This window comes from Paenibacillus sp. GL_099_B (assembly GCF_057835695.1).
In genome coordinates this window covers 3,824,962-3,842,912 of the sequence record NZ_CM174430.1, presented here as the reverse complement: position 1 = coordinate 3,842,912, position 17,951 = coordinate 3,824,962, and the positions used below count along the sequence as shown (strand labels likewise).

The window sequence follows — 17,951 nt, the reverse complement described above, 5'->3', positions numbered from 1 at the left end:
CATATTTAAAACTGCTTATTTCTACTGAGGAGGAATCAAATTCCGATGAATGTAGTCGTCAAGTTGATACGTGAATTCAAAGAGCGCGATACCCGACGTTTGTTGAAAGACTATCGAGACAAAGTGGAGCTTATCAGAAAACGGAATTTGGAAGCTTGGGACGATCAGCGGCTGCAAGCGGAATCCCTTCGGCTGCAAGAAGAAGCAAGATCAGGCACGCCTTTGGATGAGTTGCTTGTTGATGCTTATGCGTTAGTCTGCGAGGCTGCGAAGAGGACACTCGGATTACAGCCTTACGATGTCCAGGTTATGGCTGCTATTGCTTTGCACGAGAGATTTTTGATCGAGCAGCATACCGGTGAAGGAAAAACCCTCTCTGCTGTTATGCCTGCTTATCTAAACGCGTTGACAGGCGAAGGCGTTCATGTGCTCACATTTAACGACTACTTGGCAAATCGAGATGCAGAGTGGATGGGCCCAATCTACCGCTACCTCGGGTTAACGGTAAGTTCGGTTCAAGCGGGCATGAGACTGTTGGAGAAACGGGAAGCTTACGCCAAGGATATAACCTATGTTACGGCTAAAGAAGCGGGGTTCGATTATTTGCGTGACACAATAGCATTCAATGTAGCTGATACCGTACACCGTCCTTTCCACTACGTCATCGTCGACGAAGCGGATTCACTGCTTCTTGACGAAGCACGGGTGCCGTTAGTCATTAGTGGCGATTCGAGCGCTTCCAAGAGTGACGGCGTTCTTTTCGCAGAAGTGGCCCGGCAGCTGCAGCCAGCAGAGCATTACGATTTTGACGAGTTCCAGCGGAACGTTTACTTGAATGATGCGGGTGCTGCGAAAGCGGAGTTGCTGCTGGGATGCGGCAATTTGTACGATAGCCATAATAGTCATTTGTTAACGTCATTGAATTGTGCGCTGCATGTGGAATCGTTATTAAAAAAAGACGTCGATTACATCGTCCGGGACGGTGAAATTGAGCTAATCGAAGAACATACCGGCCGTGTGGCTGAGAACAGGTATTTGCCGGACGGGCTGCAAGCTGCACTGGTGGCGAAAGAAGGGTTGCAGTGGAAGGCCGGTGGTAGAATTCTCGGTACGATCACCATTCAACACTTCATTAGCCTGTACTCAGGAATTTGCGGAATGACGGCTACGGCGCACGCTTCAGCAATGGAATTCGAAGATATCTATGCGCTGCAGGTCGTGCAAATTCCGCCGAACCAGCCAAACATACGGATCGACCACAAGCACCGAATTTACACCCATAAAGAAGCCAAATATAAGGCGCTTGTACAAGAAATCTCTTCCGTCTATAGGGTGGGACGCCCCATTCTTATTGGTACGTCAAGCGTCGAGGAGTCTGACATTCTGGCGGAGGCGCTTGCCGTTGCCGGCGTACCTTGCCAGGTTCTGAATGCGAAAAACGATGCGAAAGAAGCCGAAATCATCGCCAAAGCGGGAGAAATCGGCGCCGTAACGGTATCTACGAATATGGCAGGACGCGGCGTCGACATTCGTCTCGGCGGCGGCAACCCAGCGCAGGCAGAAGTGGTTGCCGAGCTGGGGGGATTATACGTGATAGGTACATATGTGAACGAAAGCATGCGGATTGATAACCAGCTGCGCGGGCGTTCCGGCCGCCAAGGTGATCCGGGAGCTTCCGTATTTTATATAAGCCTGGAAGACGAGTTGATGCTTCGCTTCGGCATTCATAGACTGTTTCGCGCTCCCAGGCAGGACGAGGTTCTTGATGATCCGGCGCTCCGCAGCAAAATCGAGCATATTCAGCGCGTTATCATAGGTCAAAATTTCGATATTCAGCGGGAATTGAACTGTTATTCGGATATGGTGGAGGATCAGAGGCGAATCCTATACGAAGAACGGCTCGGAATATTGAAAGGCGAGAGACCGATGAGCCCATCGGAGCAGCGGGTACGGCTTTTTTATATCGACGAGTTCTGGGCTGACCATCTGTCATACGTTTCTTACATTCGCGAAAGCATCCATCTCGAGAGCATTACCAGTCGCAACCCGATCGACGAGTTTCATACGCAAATCACCCAAGCATTCGAGCAAATTCCGGCTAAAATAGATCATGAGTCGGCGAATATGCTTAGAAAACTTGGAGGTTCGAATGATCCGGCGAAATGGGAACAGTTCGGTCTGAAGAGTCCTATTTCGACTCGGACTTATATGATCAACGATCAATACAGCCAAGATAAGCGCAGCTCATGGACCGGAACGACGGTATTTGCTTTTTGGGGACGCGAGATTTTGAGGTTGGTACTGTGGCCGGTACATAGGCTGTCAAAATATTGATGGGAGCGTGACGATCGATGAACAGTAGAGAACGGTTTTCGAGCCGGGTCGATTCGTATTTAAAATACCGCCCGAGCTATCCAAAAGAGGCTATCGACTATTTGTACGACTTCGTCGGTTTACGTGCGAACAGTAACATAGCAGACATCGGTTCAGGTACTGGGATCATCTCAAAGCTACTTCTGGAACGCGGAAGCTATGTGATCGCGGTCGAGCCAAATCAGGCAATGCGGGAAGCCGCCGAGCAAATGTTAGAAAGTAATCCGAAATTTCAGAGTACATCAGGTTCTGCAGAATCTACTGGATTACCTGATCAGTCGGTTGAGTTTATTGTCTGCGCTCAGGCATTTCACTGGTTCGATCGCTCCGCAGCACAAATCGAGTTTCGCAGAATTCTACGGCCAGGTGGGAGAGTAATACTCATCTGGAATTCACGTCTTACAAACGGTACTCCATTTCGTGAAGAGTACAATCATCTGCTTCATACTTACGGAACCGACTACGAAAAAGTCAATCATAAAAATATTTCTCAGACGATGCTGCTCTCTTTTTTCAAGGAAGGTTCAATGCATAAAATGCGATTCAGAATGAGTCAGGAGTTCGATTTCGAGGGCTTGAAAGGCCGGTTGCTATCCTCTTCCTACAGCCCTGTACCCGGGCATGCAAATTATGATCCCATGATGACAGAACTGCGGAATCTATTTGATAGAAATAATCAAGATGGTATTGTTGAATTCGATTATGAAACTGAGATTTTTTGGGGAGAAGTATAGTTCCAAAATGATACCCAGGTATAGCCTTAAGCTATACCTGGGTATGTTTGTGGAATTTACGTCCATAAAGCTTTTTCACGATTGTACGCCTAGATGTTGATTTTAAGACGTAATTCGGCCATCATAGCCTCAGCTTGTTGTGGATCTTCATTCAGCAGCTTCCTGTATGTCAGCATCCAATTCAGCGTTAAAAGCATATGATCGTATTCTTCCTTCTTGCGCTCGATCTCATTAATCTTCTGAAGAATCCATTCAATTACTTCATGGTTGGTGCGTGCGTTCGTATCGTGATCCTGCAAAATCGTCTTCAGCTCGGCTAACGAGCAGCCGATGCCTTGAAATTTCTTAATCAGCCTTAACCGCTCAATTGCTTCGTCTGAGTAGTTGCGGTAATTATTCTTCTCTCGCTGAATATGCCTGCTATCAAGCAAGCCTTCCTTCTCATAAAATCGAATGGTATGGGGGGTTAAACCCATCAAATCTGCTAATTCTTGAATTTTCATATGAAATCATACCTCCAAACGCTTGCCTTAGAGTTCACTTCATAGTTTAGACTGAAGTCATATCTTCGTCAAATACTTAAGGAGGCGTTAAAATTTTATGCGTATATTCGTTACTGGTGCAGCAGGTTATATTGGTACAGCCGTTGTCCGCGAACTCATCGGTGCGGGCCATCAGGTAGTTGGTCTGACCCGTTCGGAGAGTGGTGCTCACGTATTAGAAAGCTTGGGAGCTGAGGTGGCTCGCGGTGTTTTAGAGGATCTGGATTTACTGCGCAGCTGTGCAGCCACTTCAGACGGCGTTATTCATCTGGCATTTAACCACGATTTCTCTAATTTCGACGCATCACTGGCAACTGATCTACGCGCCATCGAAGCAATGGGAGAGGCGCTTGCCAGCTCCGGTAAACCACTTGTTATTACAGCACATGCGAATGGCAAAACATCGGAGGATGCGGCACTTGCGTTTATAGAACAAGGCGTGAGAGCATCGATCGTCTCGCTTGCACCTTCCGTTCATGGAGAAGGAGATAAAGGCTTCGTGCCGGAATTAATCCGGATCGCTCAGGAAAGAGGCTCTTCGGCTTACATTGGAGACGGCTCTAACCGTTGGCCAGCGATTCATCGCTTGGATGCGGCAGTTTTGTTCCGCCTCGCTGTAGAATCTGCGCCTGCAGGCTCACGACTGGATGGCGTGCACGATGAAGGCATTGCGTTCAGCGACATTGCCGCAGCCATTGGTCGTCATGTGGATGTGCCAGTAGTTAGCATCCCGCCTGAAGAAGCGCAAGCAATCTTCGGTTTTCTAGGCATGGTCGCGTCGCTTGACTTAGCAAGATCAAGTGAAGGGACGAAGGAGCTTCTCGGCTGGAAGCCTGTCCAGCATGGACTTCTCGCAGATCTGGAGCAAGGACATTATTTCACAAAATAGCGTTAGATAAATGTAGTTCACAAAAAATAACGATCGCATCTTGGCGTTTCGCAAGGGAATTGGAAGGAAGGAATGAGAATGAAATGACAACAACGTATATATAAAGAAAGTCGCATTAATAGTCATAACCCAGTCAAGTAAACACGAAAAAAGACAACTTAAGCTACGACCGTTTCCTGGTATTCTACCGGGGAAGGGTCGTTTAGTTTCTTCTGGAATTAATGCTGGTTATAAAACAAAATTTATTCTCTCATTTGCACAAGAACTTGTACCGATTGCAGAAAAGGACAAGAACAAGTCGCATTCATTTTAGTAGGTTTGAGAGGTTACACAAAGTATTTTTGAGCCTTTTTATTTTGACGCAACTGCAAATAAGCGCCTCGGCTTTAACCACCGAGACGTGTTAAACTGGATAGTCTTGGTCCTGCGACCAAGGCATTTTGCTTTTCTTCGGGTGCGTAAAAATACGACATTTATGAAATGGTTTGCAATATATTAACGATTTTCCTTTCAACAGCGGAGTCGTCTATCATCTTCAGATATTCAGGTTTTAGCAATTGATACTGCTTCATGCGGTAGAAATCCATAATCGCTTGCTTCAAGGTGATGTCATACTGAATTGAAAATGATGGCTCGATAAAGCGCCGCAGCACAGCGTCATCTTGAACCATAAATAACACGGCATTCATTCTGTTGAAAATCTGTTGCTCCATTCCTGATTCAAAAAAAGTTTGTAAGCTTTTATTCCGATTTTGTAGGGCAACTGACAAATTCTCGAAATGGTGCGGATAAAATTCCTTTAGATCTTGCAAGAATAAATCAGAGATATACGTGGCACACATAAAAGATTGTAAAAATGTGATTTGAAAACGATCCAAATAAGAAACGGAGTCGTCTTCGACAACGGTGTCAGCATTCTTTGCGTATTCAATGTAATAATCCACAACTTGTTCGATGATGTCGTCTTTAGAGGAAAAATGCTTATAGAGTGTCACTTTGCTAATATCCATATATTTTGCGAGATCGTCGACTTTCAGTTGGCTGAATTTTGTTCTTCTAATTATGGGTTTTATTTTTTCCACATATGTATCAACACTCACAGCTTTTCTCAAAGGTAAGTACCTCCCTTTATGCCTATAAATATCATTATAACAAACTTGCCGCCATTTATGTATATAATTTATTAAATGAACTAAATGTATTAAAATTGTTTACTTAATAAAATCATTACTATATAATCGGTCCTGTACCTAATCATCCGCTTGCGGATTACTCAAAGGGAGGACGATTCAAATGGAACAATTCAGTAAGGGCAAATTCTCCGGGAAGAAAGTCGTGATCACGGGAGGAAGCAGCGGACTTGGCCTCGCAACGGCGAAGTTATTAGTGGATGAAGGAGCACGCGTTCTGATCACCGGACGTACTCAGGCTAAGCTCGACTCGGCTCGTGAAGAACTCGGCAACAACGCGGTCACAGTGCTGAGCGACGCCGCGTCGTTGACGGATATCGACGAGTTAGCCGACCGGGTAAAGGCCGAGTTCGGCACGATCGATGCCCTGTTCGTTAACGCCGGCATCACGCGCTACGTCCCCTTCGAATCCATGTCCGAGGATGTGTACGACGAGTTACATACAATTAACGCTAAAGGTCCGTACTTCACCGTACAGAAACTCGCCCCATTGCTAAACGCAGGAAGTGGCGTGGTGCTCACTACCTCTATCACGAACGTATTGGGTATCCCGATGATCAGTGCGTACTCGGCCAGTAAAGCAGCGTTGCGCTCCATGACTCGCAGTCTGGCTCGCGAGCTGTTACCGCGAAAGATTCGCGTTAACGCGGTAAGCCCCGGCCCCATCGACACCGGTATCTTGGAAAGGTCGATGCCGAAGGAAGCTGCAGAACAGATCGGGGCGCAGACAAAACAGCAGATCCCAATGCTGCGTTTCGGCGATCCGGTCGAGGTCGCCAAAGCCGTATCATTCCTAGCATTTGAGGCCACCTTTACCACCGGGGCTGAGTTCCCTGTTGACGGAGGCGGCTCCCAGATCTGAGCACTCTCCGTTCGCAGTTGGCACAGGGTTTCTTCTCAAGTGTTTTTGTTGAAAGATCGGGTTGCGGACTTAAAATTTACAGAACATGCGCAGCGTGTGCTGGATAAAATCTCTGATACATATAACCATGAATTTCTTGGTGGGAATGTTCCGAGTTATCTTTAAAAATGAAAAGTGTTTGTTTAATTACCCTGATTGATGCAATGTTCACTACGTTCCCTAACTGGAATGAATCAAACGCCTTGCTGTCAATGTTATACTCAACAAAAAAATCGTTGCCTACTTCGTACTTAGGCAACGATTTTTTTGTTTTTATATTTCTATCATCATTAATCTAAACTATCCAAGAAGGCTAGTTTTCTCTGAATATAAGTTCGAGTTGCCTTTGACCATCTGGTGTAATGATATTTAAAAAACTTCTTGGATACTTTTCTCCATATTGAATATGGGTTGTTAATTGATATTTACCATCAATAGTTGTGGTAGTAGATGGTTCTGCTGTGTAAGTATTTTCTGCTCCAGAACTGTTTTGCAAATATAAAGCAACTGGCTTTGCTAATTCTCAACGTTATTGATTTGAAACTTCGATTCATTTTCGTATGCATTTTAGCGGTACAAGTTCTTGTCCCGCTTCCCGGGATGAGCTCTTGGAACGATCCAAGGCACACTTCCTTAATATCTTATAAGAAATTCTTGAAATTTCAGAAATTTATCCGATAGGGGGGTGCTAATATACAAATACAAATAAAGACGAGGTGATGATATGCAAGCGAAATTGGCAGCGGACGCCATTCCCCTCTCCAAAAAGCGGAAGTCATGGATAAGGACGATCCAAAAATATAAAGTGATGTATGCTCTCTTATTACCGGCCTTAATTTACTTTGCCGTATTCAAATACATTCCTATGGCGGGAATATTGATTGCTTTTAAAAACTACAACCTGGCTTTGGGAGTATGGGATAGCCCGTGGGTGGGATTCAAAAATTTTACGGATTTTATGAACGGCGTTTATTTCTGGGACATCATGAAAAATACGATTGTTATATCGCTCTATAAGCTATTGTTCGGTTTCTCAGCTCCCATCTTACTTGCTTTACTGCTCAATGAAGTTCATACCCATTGGTTTAAGAAAATCGTACAAACAATTACTTATTTACCCCACTTTCTGTCTTGGGTCATTGTATATGGATTGATGGTAGCATTATTAGCCCCAGGCGATGGCCTTTTTAATATGATTTTGAAGGAAAGTGGTTTTCAGCCCATTTCATTTCTAACGGAGCCTGCTTGGGGAAGACTGCTGGTCATCGCATCTGAAATATGGAAGGACATTGGATGGGGAGCGATACTGTACCTCGCCGCATTAGCAGGTATTGATCCAAGCTTATATGAAGCGGCTCGAATGGATGGCGCTTCCAAATGGAGACAGCTCTGGCATATCACTTTACCCGGCATTCGTGGAGTCATTATTCTGATGCTGATCCTTAAATTAAGCCATATTCTGGATGCTGGATTTGACCAAATATTTATGTTTGCCAACACCTTTAACCAGGAGAAGATCGACATTATCGACACATGGGTATACCGTGAAGGGTTGGAGCGTCTTAAGATTGGCTTGGCTACTGCTGTAGGATTGTTTAAAGCTGTCATTGGATTTGGTTTAGTTTTGGCAGCCAATAAGCTCGCCAAAAAATTCGATGGGCAAATTTGGTGAGGTGGTTTTTAAAATGATCAATTTGACAATCGGGGAAAAAGTCTGGCAATCCATCGTTTATGTGATTCTTATTTTTTTATCACTACTTTGCTTACTACCCTTTCTATATGTGATTGCTGTCTCAGTGACGCCAGAATCGGAAGTGTTAAGAAGAGGGATCGTTATTATACCAGAATCTTTTACCTTTCTGGCCTATAAAGAAGTATTCATCTCTCATGGGATCTGGCAGGCGTATAAAATTACGTTGTTTCGAACGATTGTAGGCACGATGCTTAATGTGTTTTTTACGGTCTTAGCAGCTTATCCGTTATCCAAAAAATATTTGCCGGGACGCAGTCCGTTCTTACTATTCATTGTGTTTACCATGATGTTTAGTGGGGGGTTAATTCCGACTTATCTACTAATTCGCTCTCTGGGGTTGCTAAACAGTCCGTGGGTATTGATTATTCCAAATCTCATTAGTGCATTTAATCTGGTGATCATTAAAGGCTTTTTCGAGCAATTGCCTGGTGAAATCGAGGAATCAGCGAGGGTTGACGGTGCAAGTGAACTTCAATCGTTATGGCGGATCATTTTACCACTGTCTTTGCCCGTCATTTCCACTATTTCTTTATTTTACGCAGTGGGACATTGGAACAGTTATTTCGATGCTATTGTTTATATTAATGATTCCAACTTCATGCCGCTTCAAGTAGTCTTGCGCAACATCCTGCTTAACGTCGCAACACAAAGCGCTGAGTCGCTCGCCAATTCCGGAGCTGTAAGTACATTCGCTGTGCAGATGGCTACAGTTGTTGTGACTACGATTCCGATTTTGATCGTTTACCCATTTTTACAAAAACATTTTACTAAAGGTGTGCTCTTGGGATCCGTTAAAGGTTAAAAGGTGTTCCAACCTAACTTATTACGGTGAAACCGTGATAATATACAAGCAAAGGAGAGGTCAATATGCAGCGTAAGAAGATTTCATTTGCTATTCTGTCGGCAATCTTAGGATTGGGAACGCTACTGGCAGGATGTGGGGGAAATGAAGAAGTTACATCGACAGCTTCAAGTAATTCGCAAGGGCAGTCTGGCCAGTTTGCAACCAAAATGAAAATCTCAATGTTTAACCAAGGCACTTTCAACGCTGCTGCTCCGGTACCTCCACGTGATGAAGATGTTCAACGTCAAATGTTGGAAAAAGAGATGAACATCGACTTGGATATGATGATTCCTCAAGCTGGGCAAGCAACAACCAAACTGAATACGCTCATTGCAGGCGGAGATATTCCAGATTTGATCTTCTTGAAGAGTCGGGCTGATCTGGCGCAATATTACGACCAAGGCGTTCTTGCGGATTTGACACCGTATCTGGATCAATTCCCTGAATTACAGAAACGGTTTGGCAACGACTCCTGGGAAGCAATGTCCTATCAAGGAAAAACGATTGGAGTTCCAGGCTATGATAATGTAAACGGTATCAGTCGAAGCTTTTTCATCCGTAATGATTGGCTGAAAAAGCTGAATATGGAAGTGCCAACGACACCGGATGAGCTGTTCGAAGTTATGAAAGCCTTTACAGAGAAAGACCCGGACGGTAATGGCAAAAACGATACGTACGGATTCATCGGCGGTATGAACAAAGAAGGTAATCTGCAAACCTACGGCTTCGATAGCTTGATGTGGATGTTTGGCGTCAATCCTCCTTCGGCCATCGAAATAAAAGATAATGAACCGATATTCCTGTTTATCGATCCCAAAATGAAAGAGGCGCTTGCTTACATTAACAAAATGATGGCAGCCAACGTGGTAGACCCAGACTGGGTGACGATGAATTCACCTGATCTGTTAGACCAAAAGATGTTTAAGGGTAAAGTTGGCTTCATGATCAGAGATGCCCGTAGGCTGGAGCCGGATTATCAGCAGAAAATGAAAGAGATTAGTGGCGAGGTGCCGGAATGGATCGTCATTCCTCCGATGAAAGGTCCTTACGGGGATCAAATTGTAGAAAGAAAATCATTCCAAGGCAATTCATGGGCCATTTCCGCGAAAGCGGATAAGGACAAAATCATTCGGATCTTGTCCATGCTGAATTATCTCTTTACAGACGAAGAAGCTTATCCGAATTTTGCATACGGAATTAAAGGTATTCATTGGGATGTAGTGGACGGCAAGATCAAAAATAAAACCTCCGAGTTATCGAAGGAAATGAAAGAGAAGTACCTGTGGGTCGATCATTATAGAATGCCACGCCGTGGTGATGATGCGGAGTACTTCAGCTTCCAGAATCCTAAGACGGCGGAAGCTTTCAAGGACAATCAGCAATATGTGGGGCCAACGTTGCCCGGAAATTTATTGACCCCAGACCCCAGCGATACCTTGGATGCTGACCGCACACGTTTCATTAATGAAAGTTTAGTTAAATTTATGACGGGCAAAGAGCCTCTTTCCAACTGGGACAATTTCCTCCAAACGTTGGATACCAAGTTTGACATGCAGAAATATAAGGAAACAGCAATCAAACAATTTAAAGAAGCCGGCCTTATCAAGTAAAATAAAAAAATAAAGAGAGTGGCTATTCGTAGCCCCTCTCTTTATTAGCATATGCTATTCTTATTTTAAAACGGAACTAAAAAGGAAGATGATGGATGCGAAGAAGAATCAGCTTGCCTTTAAAATTATTTTTTCTCGTGTTTGCATTTGTATTAGGGTGCATAATCTTGATAAGCCAATTGTCTTATCGCTATGTCCAAAAGGAAATAAGAACCAATGACATTTTTTACACCAACCAAATCCTTGACAAGGTAGACCAGTACTTCACTGTTAATTTTTCTTCCTTCCAGACGATTCTCTTCTCAGTCGAAACATCAGTGAAAGCCAATATTGACAATGCGGAAGTGATTAAAAAGCAATTAAGAGAACTGTATGAACTCAATAGTAATTACGTCAGTAATATTTATTTGATCAAAAGCGATTTATCCATTCTAGGCGGAAGTACAGCTACTCGAATATTCGATGAACCTTTATCTGAAAGAGAACCTTTGTTTGATGCGGCTGATAAGAACAGAAGGACTACCTTTGTTAGTGAACCATACAAATCGAAGTATTCTGGCTGGACCGTTACGATGGTTCGATATCTAAACGGTGCTCCGTTTCCAATGGCCATTGCGGTTGACTTGGATCTAAATGCCATTGAAGAAACCTTGTTCAAGATTAATAAACAAGAACAAATGAATCTGGCTCTGATCACAGCGTCAGGTAAAATCATTGCCGGATTTTCTGAAAATAAAGGACTACTGAATATTCAAGATCATACGTTTTCGATCGGGGAAACGTCAGCTGAACAAATCCTGGATACGACAGAAACAAGTCTTCAACTGCATACCATGGATGGCATTCCGGTCTCCCTTCTGAAAAAACCGACGGAGAAATTCAACTGGACCATAATCTCAATCAATGATGAATCACGCTTGAAAGCAGCTTTGTCCAGATTGGAAACCTATTATATTGAGCTTCTAGCTGCAGGTCTTCTCTTAAGTTTGATCATTTCTTTTTTGGTTGCCAAATATATAAGGAAACCACTCTATACACTCAAAACAAAAATGAAGCAAGTGGAGCAGGGTTTACTCACAACGACAATTACGGTTAATCGAAACGATGAGTTTGGAGATCTTTCACGAGCATTCGATCGTATGCTGCAGCAAATTGTGGAACTGATTCGGGGAGCGGAACTTCATAATGAGCTTGAGCGGAAGTTGGAAATCCAGGTGCTACAGTCTCAAATTAACCCTCATTTTCTGTATAACACACTTGGTTCGATCAGCAACGTTATACGTCTCGGACAAATAGAGAAAGTAGATGTGGTGATCGGATCGCTCATTTCATTATTGGAATACGGGATAGACGATGCTTCAGAGAAGGTTTCCTTAAGTCAGGAACTACGTAATGTAGCGGACTATATCGAGATCCAGAACGTTCGGTATAACCGAAACTTCCACTTGATTGAAAATATCGAAGCAGGGTTAATGGATTTTCCGGTTTTTCGAATGCTGCTGCAGCCTCTTGTGGAGAATAGCATCTTCCATGGTTATAACGGAGGGGGAATTGAGGGACCTATTACGATTCATGCGTACAGGGAGGACAGTATCGTCATCATAGAAGTTGTTGATCAAGGCGAGGGGATTCCAGCTGATAAAATAAAGCATATTTTAATCTCAGAACCGAGTGAAATGGAATTAAAAAGGAAAAGGATCGGGCTAAATAATATTCATGGCCGAATAAGACTTCACTATGGCAATCAATTCGGACTGCAAATCATTAGCATACCTAAGGAAATAACCCGTATACGCGCTTTATTCCCGGCAGAATTGCAAAAAGGAGATGCATAATGGTGAGAGACTATACCTGCTTCATTGTTGACGATGAAGACCTGATCATTCAAAGATTGGAATTGTTTTTTAATGAACTCTCTCATAGGGATAAGCGATTTGTTCTAGTGGGCAAAGCGAATAATGGGCTGAATGGGATCGAGGAGATCATAAAACTTAAGCCGGACATCGTCATATCCGATATCGTTATGCCGCGAATGGACGGAATCTCCATGATTGAGCAGCTCAAGGCGGAGCTCCCCCATACGCAATACATACTTTTGACCGCCTATTCATCCTTTGAATACGCCCAGCGAGCCATTCAAGCCAACGTATTGGAGTACATTGTAAAGGTTCCGCTGAGGGAAGCAGATTTGAATCGAGCTTTGGATAAAGCAGCCGGAATTTTAAATGAGTTTAAGAAAAAAGAAGCGGAATTTCAATCTTTAAACGTATCCGTGCTTGAAAACAAATATAGAGTGCGCAAGCAATTTTTCAACGAACTGATCAGAGGCGAAATTCCTTCTCATCGGGCATCGGATTTTGCTAATCGCATGCAGTTTCATTTCTTTCAAGCCAACTATTGCTGCTTCATCGTTGAAATGAATACGTATGAAAGTTTCCGAAACGAATACGCAGCCACAGATCAAAACATCTTGAAATATGCGATTACGAATATCATCGAAGAAACGGTGATGAATGGTGGTAGTGGGGTAGCTGCGGATCTGTCCGATAATTGTTTTATTGGCTTTCTATCCTGGGAAAATAACCGCAGTGATATGGAAACGGAATATGCTTGCCTATCCTTGGGAGGGCAGATCGTCTCTCATTTGCATCAATATTTGAATCAAAGGGTATCTGTCGCTTTTGGCGGTCCACACCGAGGCTGGGAATCGATCAAACAGGCGTACACGGAAGCTAAAAATGTGAGTGAGGATTTCTATTATCATACCGAGAAAGTAGTAAAAACACCGATGCATCGGTTCCAATACCATAATGACAAAAAAGCAGACTTTCAGCAGAAGCTGGCTGATTTTCTTATACGGATGAAAAGGAAGATTTCCAAGGAAGAGCTGGAGAATGCACTTGCCGATCTGTCTCAATTTGTTTCGGACCATAAAATCCACAAGTCCATCATGGCGCCAATGATTAGAGACTTGTACAGAGACATTACCGTAAAGTTTAAATCAGGGAACAAGATGGCCACGGAAGTCCCAGACTTCCCCATGGAATTTATGGCTTTTCAGGAGCAGCTCGCCTATATTGGTGACTTCACATTCGAATACGTACAAGCGGGCCAACTATTACATCGTGCAGAAATCATGAGTGCTATGCATTTTATCGAGAAAAACCTGAAACAACGCTTAACGTTGGAGGCAATTGCGGAGGAAGTGAATCTAGCGCCATCGTATTTTAGCAGCTTATTCAAAAAAACAATGAGCGAAGGCGTGATCAGCTACATCAACCGTAAAAAAATCCATCTCGCTCTCGAGTTGTTAAACGTCCGGGATTATTCTTTATTGGAATTGTGCGAGGAAGTAGGCATCGTCAATGAAGGTTACTTTTGCAAACTGTTTAAAGAATATACGGGTGATACACCTAAGCAATATCGGATAAAAATGACACGGTACGAATCCAAATAAGAATACAAAAAATGTATGATTTTTTCGTGAAATCCTGTAAAAAAAAAGGGGCCAAAACCATTACCATGATAGGAGCATCTAATCATGGAGGTTATCAAAATGGAGCTTATGAAAGCAGATGTAACCGTCGTAGGTGGAGGTATTGCAGGGATATGCGCTGCCATTGCAGCTGCACGCCAAGGTCTGCAGGTTTCACTTATTAATGATCGGCCGGTGCTTGGGGGAAATGCGAGCAGCGAGGTCAGAGTTCATATCAACGGGTCGGCATATCTCGGAAATAGTCCATCCTATTATGCCCGCGAGGGCGGGTTGGTAGAAGAACTTAAGCTGAAGATCTTTCATTATAATCCGTTATACAACAAGAAGCTTATGCTTTCGCTTTCGGATACGGTCTTGCTCGACATGGTTTATGATGAGCCTAACATTTCTCTATTTCTGAATACATGTATACATGAAACGGGCATGGAGAACGGCAGAATTCAATGGGTGGAGGGCCTTCAATTAGCTTCCGAAAGAAAATTTCGTTTTGAAAGCCCAACCTATATCGATTGCTCCGGTGATGGAATTGTTGGATACCAAGCAGGTGCTGACTTCCGATGGGGAAGAGAAGCGAAGCATGAATACAAGGAGGAGCTTGCTCCAGAAGTGGCGGATCATTACACGATGGGCGATACGATTCTGTTTCAAGCCCGTGACGTAAACTATTCCGTTCCTTACAAAAGGCCTGGCTTTGCGTATGATATCACGAAGCTGGAGTTTTTCGATAGTATCAGAAAAGGATTAAACCATCGGTCTTTTCCAAGGAAAATCAATGGACTTGGCGGATTGTGGTGGCTGGAATACGGCGGACATATGGATATTATCAAGAATAATGAAGACATCGCATTGGAACTGCGGAAATTGGTGTACGGGATATGGGATTATATCAAAAATAGCGGCGAGTTTGATGATGTAGACAATCTCATCTTGGATTATGTATGCCCGATTCCGGGAAAACGGGAGTCGAGGCGGTTTATAGGGGAACACATGTTGTCTCAGAACGATCTTACAGCAAAGACTCATTTCGAAGATGCTGTATCCGTCGGAGGTTGGTATATGGATCTGCATGCGAATAAAGGCATCTACGATGAGGGACCCGCTACAGCGTGGAATTTCGTGCCGGGATTGTATAATATCCCTTTCCGCAGCTTATTTTCACATAATATTCCTAATCTCATGTTCGCTGGCCGCAATATAAGCGCTACCCATGTGGCTTTCGGATCTACAAGGGTGATGGCAACCTGTGGTTGTATGGGGCAGGCGGTAGGAACGGCTGCTGCGTTATGCGTAAAATATGATACAGACCCCGCGGACATAGTCAAAGCGCATATGGGTGAGCTTCAGACGCAGCTGCTTCGAGACGGGCAAACGATTGTAGGGCTTCAAGAGCAGTTGGATTCTTATTTCGCTGACGGATTAACGATTCGTGCCTCGTCTCAGCGAAGCTATGAACATCTTCATCCAACCGAAGAGATCTCCTTGGAGAAAGCGTTATGTTTGGTTTTGCCAATTCAGACATCCGTGGCTGAAAGTGTGCAGATCAAAATTAAAAATAGATCCGAGAGTTCGGAAACGTTGCAAGTGAAGCTATTTGGCGGGGAACGGAAGGAGAACTATATTCCCACCAGCGAGCTAAAAAACTACCGCTTGGTTATTTCAGCGGGTCACGATGACTGGATTACACTGGACCTCAGCTGCAAGAAGCCGGCTGACGACAAAATCTACATCGTATTGGAAGGTACGGCGAGCCTTGCCGTATATGGCAATGAAGAAAAAATGACAGGGGCGGTGAGCTTCTATTATAGACCAGAAGAGCCATCCAAATTGAAGAAGCTTAATAAGAGTATTTGCTTCAAGGATCTGAAACCTTCCCAAAATATGTATAGCCCTGAGAATGTCGTCAACGGCTTCTCCAGACCTTATGGTCTGCCGAACGGCTGGATTTCTGAACGTACGGAAGGACAGGAATGGTTGGAATTTGGTTTTGCAAGCCCCAGGAATCTGGAAGAAATCCATCTTGTTTTCAATTCACAGCTGAATTTGGAGCATTTCGACGATCCGATCGAGCCACTTATCCAAGATTATGATGTGATCTTAACCTTAGAAGATGGAACCGAGAGTGAAATTAATATCCGTGATAATTATCTTTCGTTGAATAAACATCAGGTGCATGAAAAAGGTGTAACCCGAATCCGGTTTGATTTCTGTGCAACGTATGGTTCGCCTTATTATGAAGTGTTTGCTGTAAAATTTTTTGCTCCTAAAAACGCTAAGTGAGGGCGGGTGAAGTCACGATGAAGGAATTTTTCCCTCGAAGAGGGCTGCCTAATGTCATTCAAAAGTTGGAAAATGGGGAAACAGTAACAATTGTCTATTTTGGCGGCAGTAATACGCGTTCTGAAGGATACAGGGTCATGACGGCGGATTGGCTGCGAGGGCAATATCCCAATGCAGATATCCGCTCTGTGAATGCAGGCATTGATGGGACAGGATCGGACCTCGGCTGCGCCCGTTTGGAGACAGATGTACTGCGTCATCAGCCTGATCTCGTGTTTGTTGAATTTGTTGGTAACGATGGCGGAGTTCCCGAATCCAAGGCGCGGATCGAAGGCATTGTCCGACAGATTCGCAAACGGAGCCGGTTTACCGATATCCTGTTTGTGTATACGGTTAAGGAACGGGATTTGACCTCATTTCAATCCGGCCAATACCAGAAGGGCGCTCGTATGCAAGAGGAAGTCGCCGACTATTACGGCATTCCTTCGATTCATCTGGGCGTAGCGGTCAGTCAATTGGTTTTGGATGGAAAGCTCATTTTCACCTTAAGAGCAGACGTGTCTATTCCCGGAGCCGTTATTTTTACGCATGATTCGATCCATCCAACGATTCCCGAAGGACACCAGATCTACACGGATACAATCACCCGGTCGTTTGAGAAAATGAGCGAACTTCGAGATCACGTGGGAAAGGTCGAGCATCACTTGCCGCAGGACCCATTGGTCCCGGCCAATCCTTGGGAGTATGCAACTATGCTGCCACTGGATAGTCTTACTCATTTTTCCGCGGGGTGGTCTTACATGACCCCTGATGATTTTCCTTTAGTGCGTGAGTACGATTGGTTGTTCCCCGGTCTATGGCGAGCAGTCGATCCCGGAGAGACGATCACAGTGGAGTTTGAGGGAACCCACATCGGATTATTCGATATCGGGGGGCCGGATTCCGGCAGATTGAAGGTGTCGGTGGATGGAGAGGAACCCTTTCTTATCGATCGATTCACTTCATATAACGATCATAATCGAAATCAATATGTTTTCTTACCGGAGCTACAGAATGGGAAACATACGGTTTGCTTCGAAATCGATCACAAGAAGACAGACAAAGCGGCCGTGTTTGAGGCAAGTGGCAATGAAAGAAGTATGGAACATGTTCGGCAACATCCGGCTTGGTATGATCAAACGGTCATTCAGCTTGGGAAGTTGCTATTGGTGCAGCCGCCATTATAATTGATTAGTCCACTTGGAAGACCTATATTCTATCTGAATGCAACTGAGCAATCAATTAGGATGTAGGTTTCTTTTTTTACTTAAAATCTTATAAGAAATTCTTAAAATGAAAGAAA

At 44.1% G+C, this 17,951-nt stretch carries 13 protein-coding genes; 11 read left to right on the top strand and 2 right to left on the bottom strand.

Features of this window, described 5'->3' with window-relative positions:
• Positions 1–45 precede the first annotated feature (45 nt).
• Together AC3ITG_RS17415 and AC3ITG_RS17410 are read left to right on the top strand one after the other, a co-directional pair.
• Positions 46–2,334: a preprotein translocase subunit SecA gene (locus tag AC3ITG_RS17415; RefSeq protein WP_489250803.1), complete on the top strand. Its 2,289-nt coding sequence runs from the start codon at positions 46–48 to the stop codon at positions 2,332–2,334.
• A 17-nt stretch (positions 2,335–2,351) separates the two neighbouring features.
• Positions 2,352–3,107, top strand: coding sequence for a class I SAM-dependent methyltransferase (locus AC3ITG_RS17410; protein ID WP_489250802.1), 756 nt, complete (start codon positions 2,352–2,354; stop codon positions 3,105–3,107).
• 89 nt (positions 3,108–3,196) lie between these two features.
• Here AC3ITG_RS17410 and AC3ITG_RS17405 read toward each other — a convergent pair whose 3' ends face one another.
• On the bottom strand, positions 3,197–3,610 hold the full coding sequence (locus AC3ITG_RS17405) for a MerR family transcriptional regulator (protein WP_489250801.1): 414 nt from the start codon (positions 3,608–3,610) through the stop codon (positions 3,197–3,199).
• 97 nt (positions 3,611–3,707) lie between these two features.
• Here AC3ITG_RS17405 and AC3ITG_RS17400 point away from each other — a divergent pair, with 97 nt between their 5' ends.
• On the top strand, positions 3,708–4,538 hold the full coding sequence (locus AC3ITG_RS17400; RefSeq protein ID WP_413379369.1) for an SDR family oxidoreductase: 831 nt from the start codon (positions 3,708–3,710) through the stop codon (positions 4,536–4,538).
• 473 nt (positions 4,539–5,011) lie between these two features.
• Here AC3ITG_RS17400 and AC3ITG_RS17395 read toward each other — a convergent pair whose 3' ends face one another.
• The gene (locus tag AC3ITG_RS17395; RefSeq protein WP_413379367.1) at positions 5,012–5,650 is read right to left on the bottom strand and encodes a TetR/AcrR family transcriptional regulator; all 639 of its coding nucleotides are present in this window, start codon (positions 5,648–5,650) and stop codon (positions 5,012–5,014) included.
• 181 nt (positions 5,651–5,831) lie between these two features.
• On the opposite strand from AC3ITG_RS17395, the gene AC3ITG_RS17390 reads away from it, so the two are divergent.
• The 8 genes from AC3ITG_RS17390 (at position 5,832) to AC3ITG_RS17355 (ending at position 17,835) form a co-directional block, all read left to right on the top strand.
• Positions 5,832–6,590, top strand: coding sequence for an SDR family oxidoreductase (locus AC3ITG_RS17390; protein ID WP_489250800.1), 759 nt, complete (start codon positions 5,832–5,834; stop codon positions 6,588–6,590).
• Between the two features lie 763 nt (positions 6,591–7,353).
• Complete coding sequence (locus AC3ITG_RS17385; protein ID WP_489250799.1) at positions 7,354–8,301, top strand: ABC transporter permease; 948 nt, start codon at positions 7,354–7,356, stop codon at positions 8,299–8,301.
• A 13-nt stretch (positions 8,302–8,314) separates the two neighbouring features.
• Positions 8,315–9,184, top strand: a complete 870-nt coding sequence (locus AC3ITG_RS17380) for a carbohydrate ABC transporter permease (RefSeq protein ID WP_489250798.1) — start codon at positions 8,315–8,317, stop codon at positions 9,182–9,184.
• 65 nt (positions 9,185–9,249) lie between these two features.
• A complete protein-coding gene (locus AC3ITG_RS17375) occupies positions 9,250–10,836 on the top strand; it encodes an extracellular solute-binding protein (protein ID WP_489250797.1) in 1,587 nt (528 codons plus the stop codon).
• 167 nt (positions 10,837–11,003) lie between these two features.
• Entirely contained in the window at positions 11,004–12,671 is a 1,668-nt protein-coding gene (locus AC3ITG_RS17370; RefSeq protein WP_489250796.1) for a sensor histidine kinase, read from the top strand.
• Entirely contained in the window at positions 12,671–14,293 is a 1,623-nt protein-coding gene (locus tag AC3ITG_RS17365; RefSeq protein ID WP_489250795.1) for a response regulator, read from the top strand. Before AC3ITG_RS17370 ends, AC3ITG_RS17365 begins: the two co-directional genes overlap by 1 nt.
• Positions 14,294–14,377: 84 nt before the next feature.
• Entirely contained in the window at positions 14,378–16,609 is a 2,232-nt protein-coding gene (locus AC3ITG_RS17360) for an FAD-dependent oxidoreductase (RefSeq protein ID WP_489250794.1), read from the top strand.
• 17 nt (positions 16,610–16,626) lie between these two features.
• A complete protein-coding gene (locus tag AC3ITG_RS17355) occupies positions 16,627–17,835 on the top strand; it encodes an SGNH/GDSL hydrolase family protein (RefSeq protein WP_489250793.1) in 1,209 nt (402 codons plus the stop codon).
• The last annotated feature ends 116 nt before the right edge of the window (positions 17,836–17,951 follow it).

Bases quoted from the DNA above. Each gene is read 5' to 3' on its own strand.
- AC3ITG_RS17365 (WP_489250795.1), top strand. From the start codon at position 12,671: ATGGTGAGAGACTATACCTGCTTCATTGTTGACGATGAAGACCTGATC.
- AC3ITG_RS17360 (WP_489250794.1), top strand. From the start codon at position 14,378: ATGGAGGTTATCAAAATGGAGCTTATGAAAGCAGATGTAACCGTCGTA.
- AC3ITG_RS17410 (WP_489250802.1), top strand. From the start codon at position 2,352: ATGAACAGTAGAGAACGGTTTTCGAGCCGGGTCGATTCGTATTTAAAA.
- AC3ITG_RS17385 (WP_489250799.1), top strand. From the start codon at position 7,354: ATGCAAGCGAAATTGGCAGCGGACGCCATTCCCCTCTCCAAAAAGCGG.
- AC3ITG_RS17400 (WP_413379369.1), top strand. From the start codon at position 3,708: ATGCGTATATTCGTTACTGGTGCAGCAGGTTATATTGGTACAGCCGTT.
- AC3ITG_RS17380 (WP_489250798.1), top strand. From the start codon at position 8,315: ATGATCAATTTGACAATCGGGGAAAAAGTCTGGCAATCCATCGTTTAT.
- AC3ITG_RS17390 (WP_489250800.1), top strand. From the start codon at position 5,832: ATGGAACAATTCAGTAAGGGCAAATTCTCCGGGAAGAAAGTCGTGATC.
- AC3ITG_RS17375 (WP_489250797.1), top strand. From the start codon at position 9,250: ATGCAGCGTAAGAAGATTTCATTTGCTATTCTGTCGGCAATCTTAGGA.
- AC3ITG_RS17355 (WP_489250793.1), top strand. From the start codon at position 16,627: ATGAAGGAATTTTTCCCTCGAAGAGGGCTGCCTAATGTCATTCAAAAG.
- AC3ITG_RS17405 (WP_489250801.1), bottom strand. From the start codon at position 3,610: ATGAAAATTCAAGAATTAGCAGATTTGATGGGTTTAACCCCCCATACC.
- AC3ITG_RS17415 (WP_489250803.1), top strand. From the start codon at position 46: ATGAATGTAGTCGTCAAGTTGATACGTGAATTCAAAGAGCGCGATACC.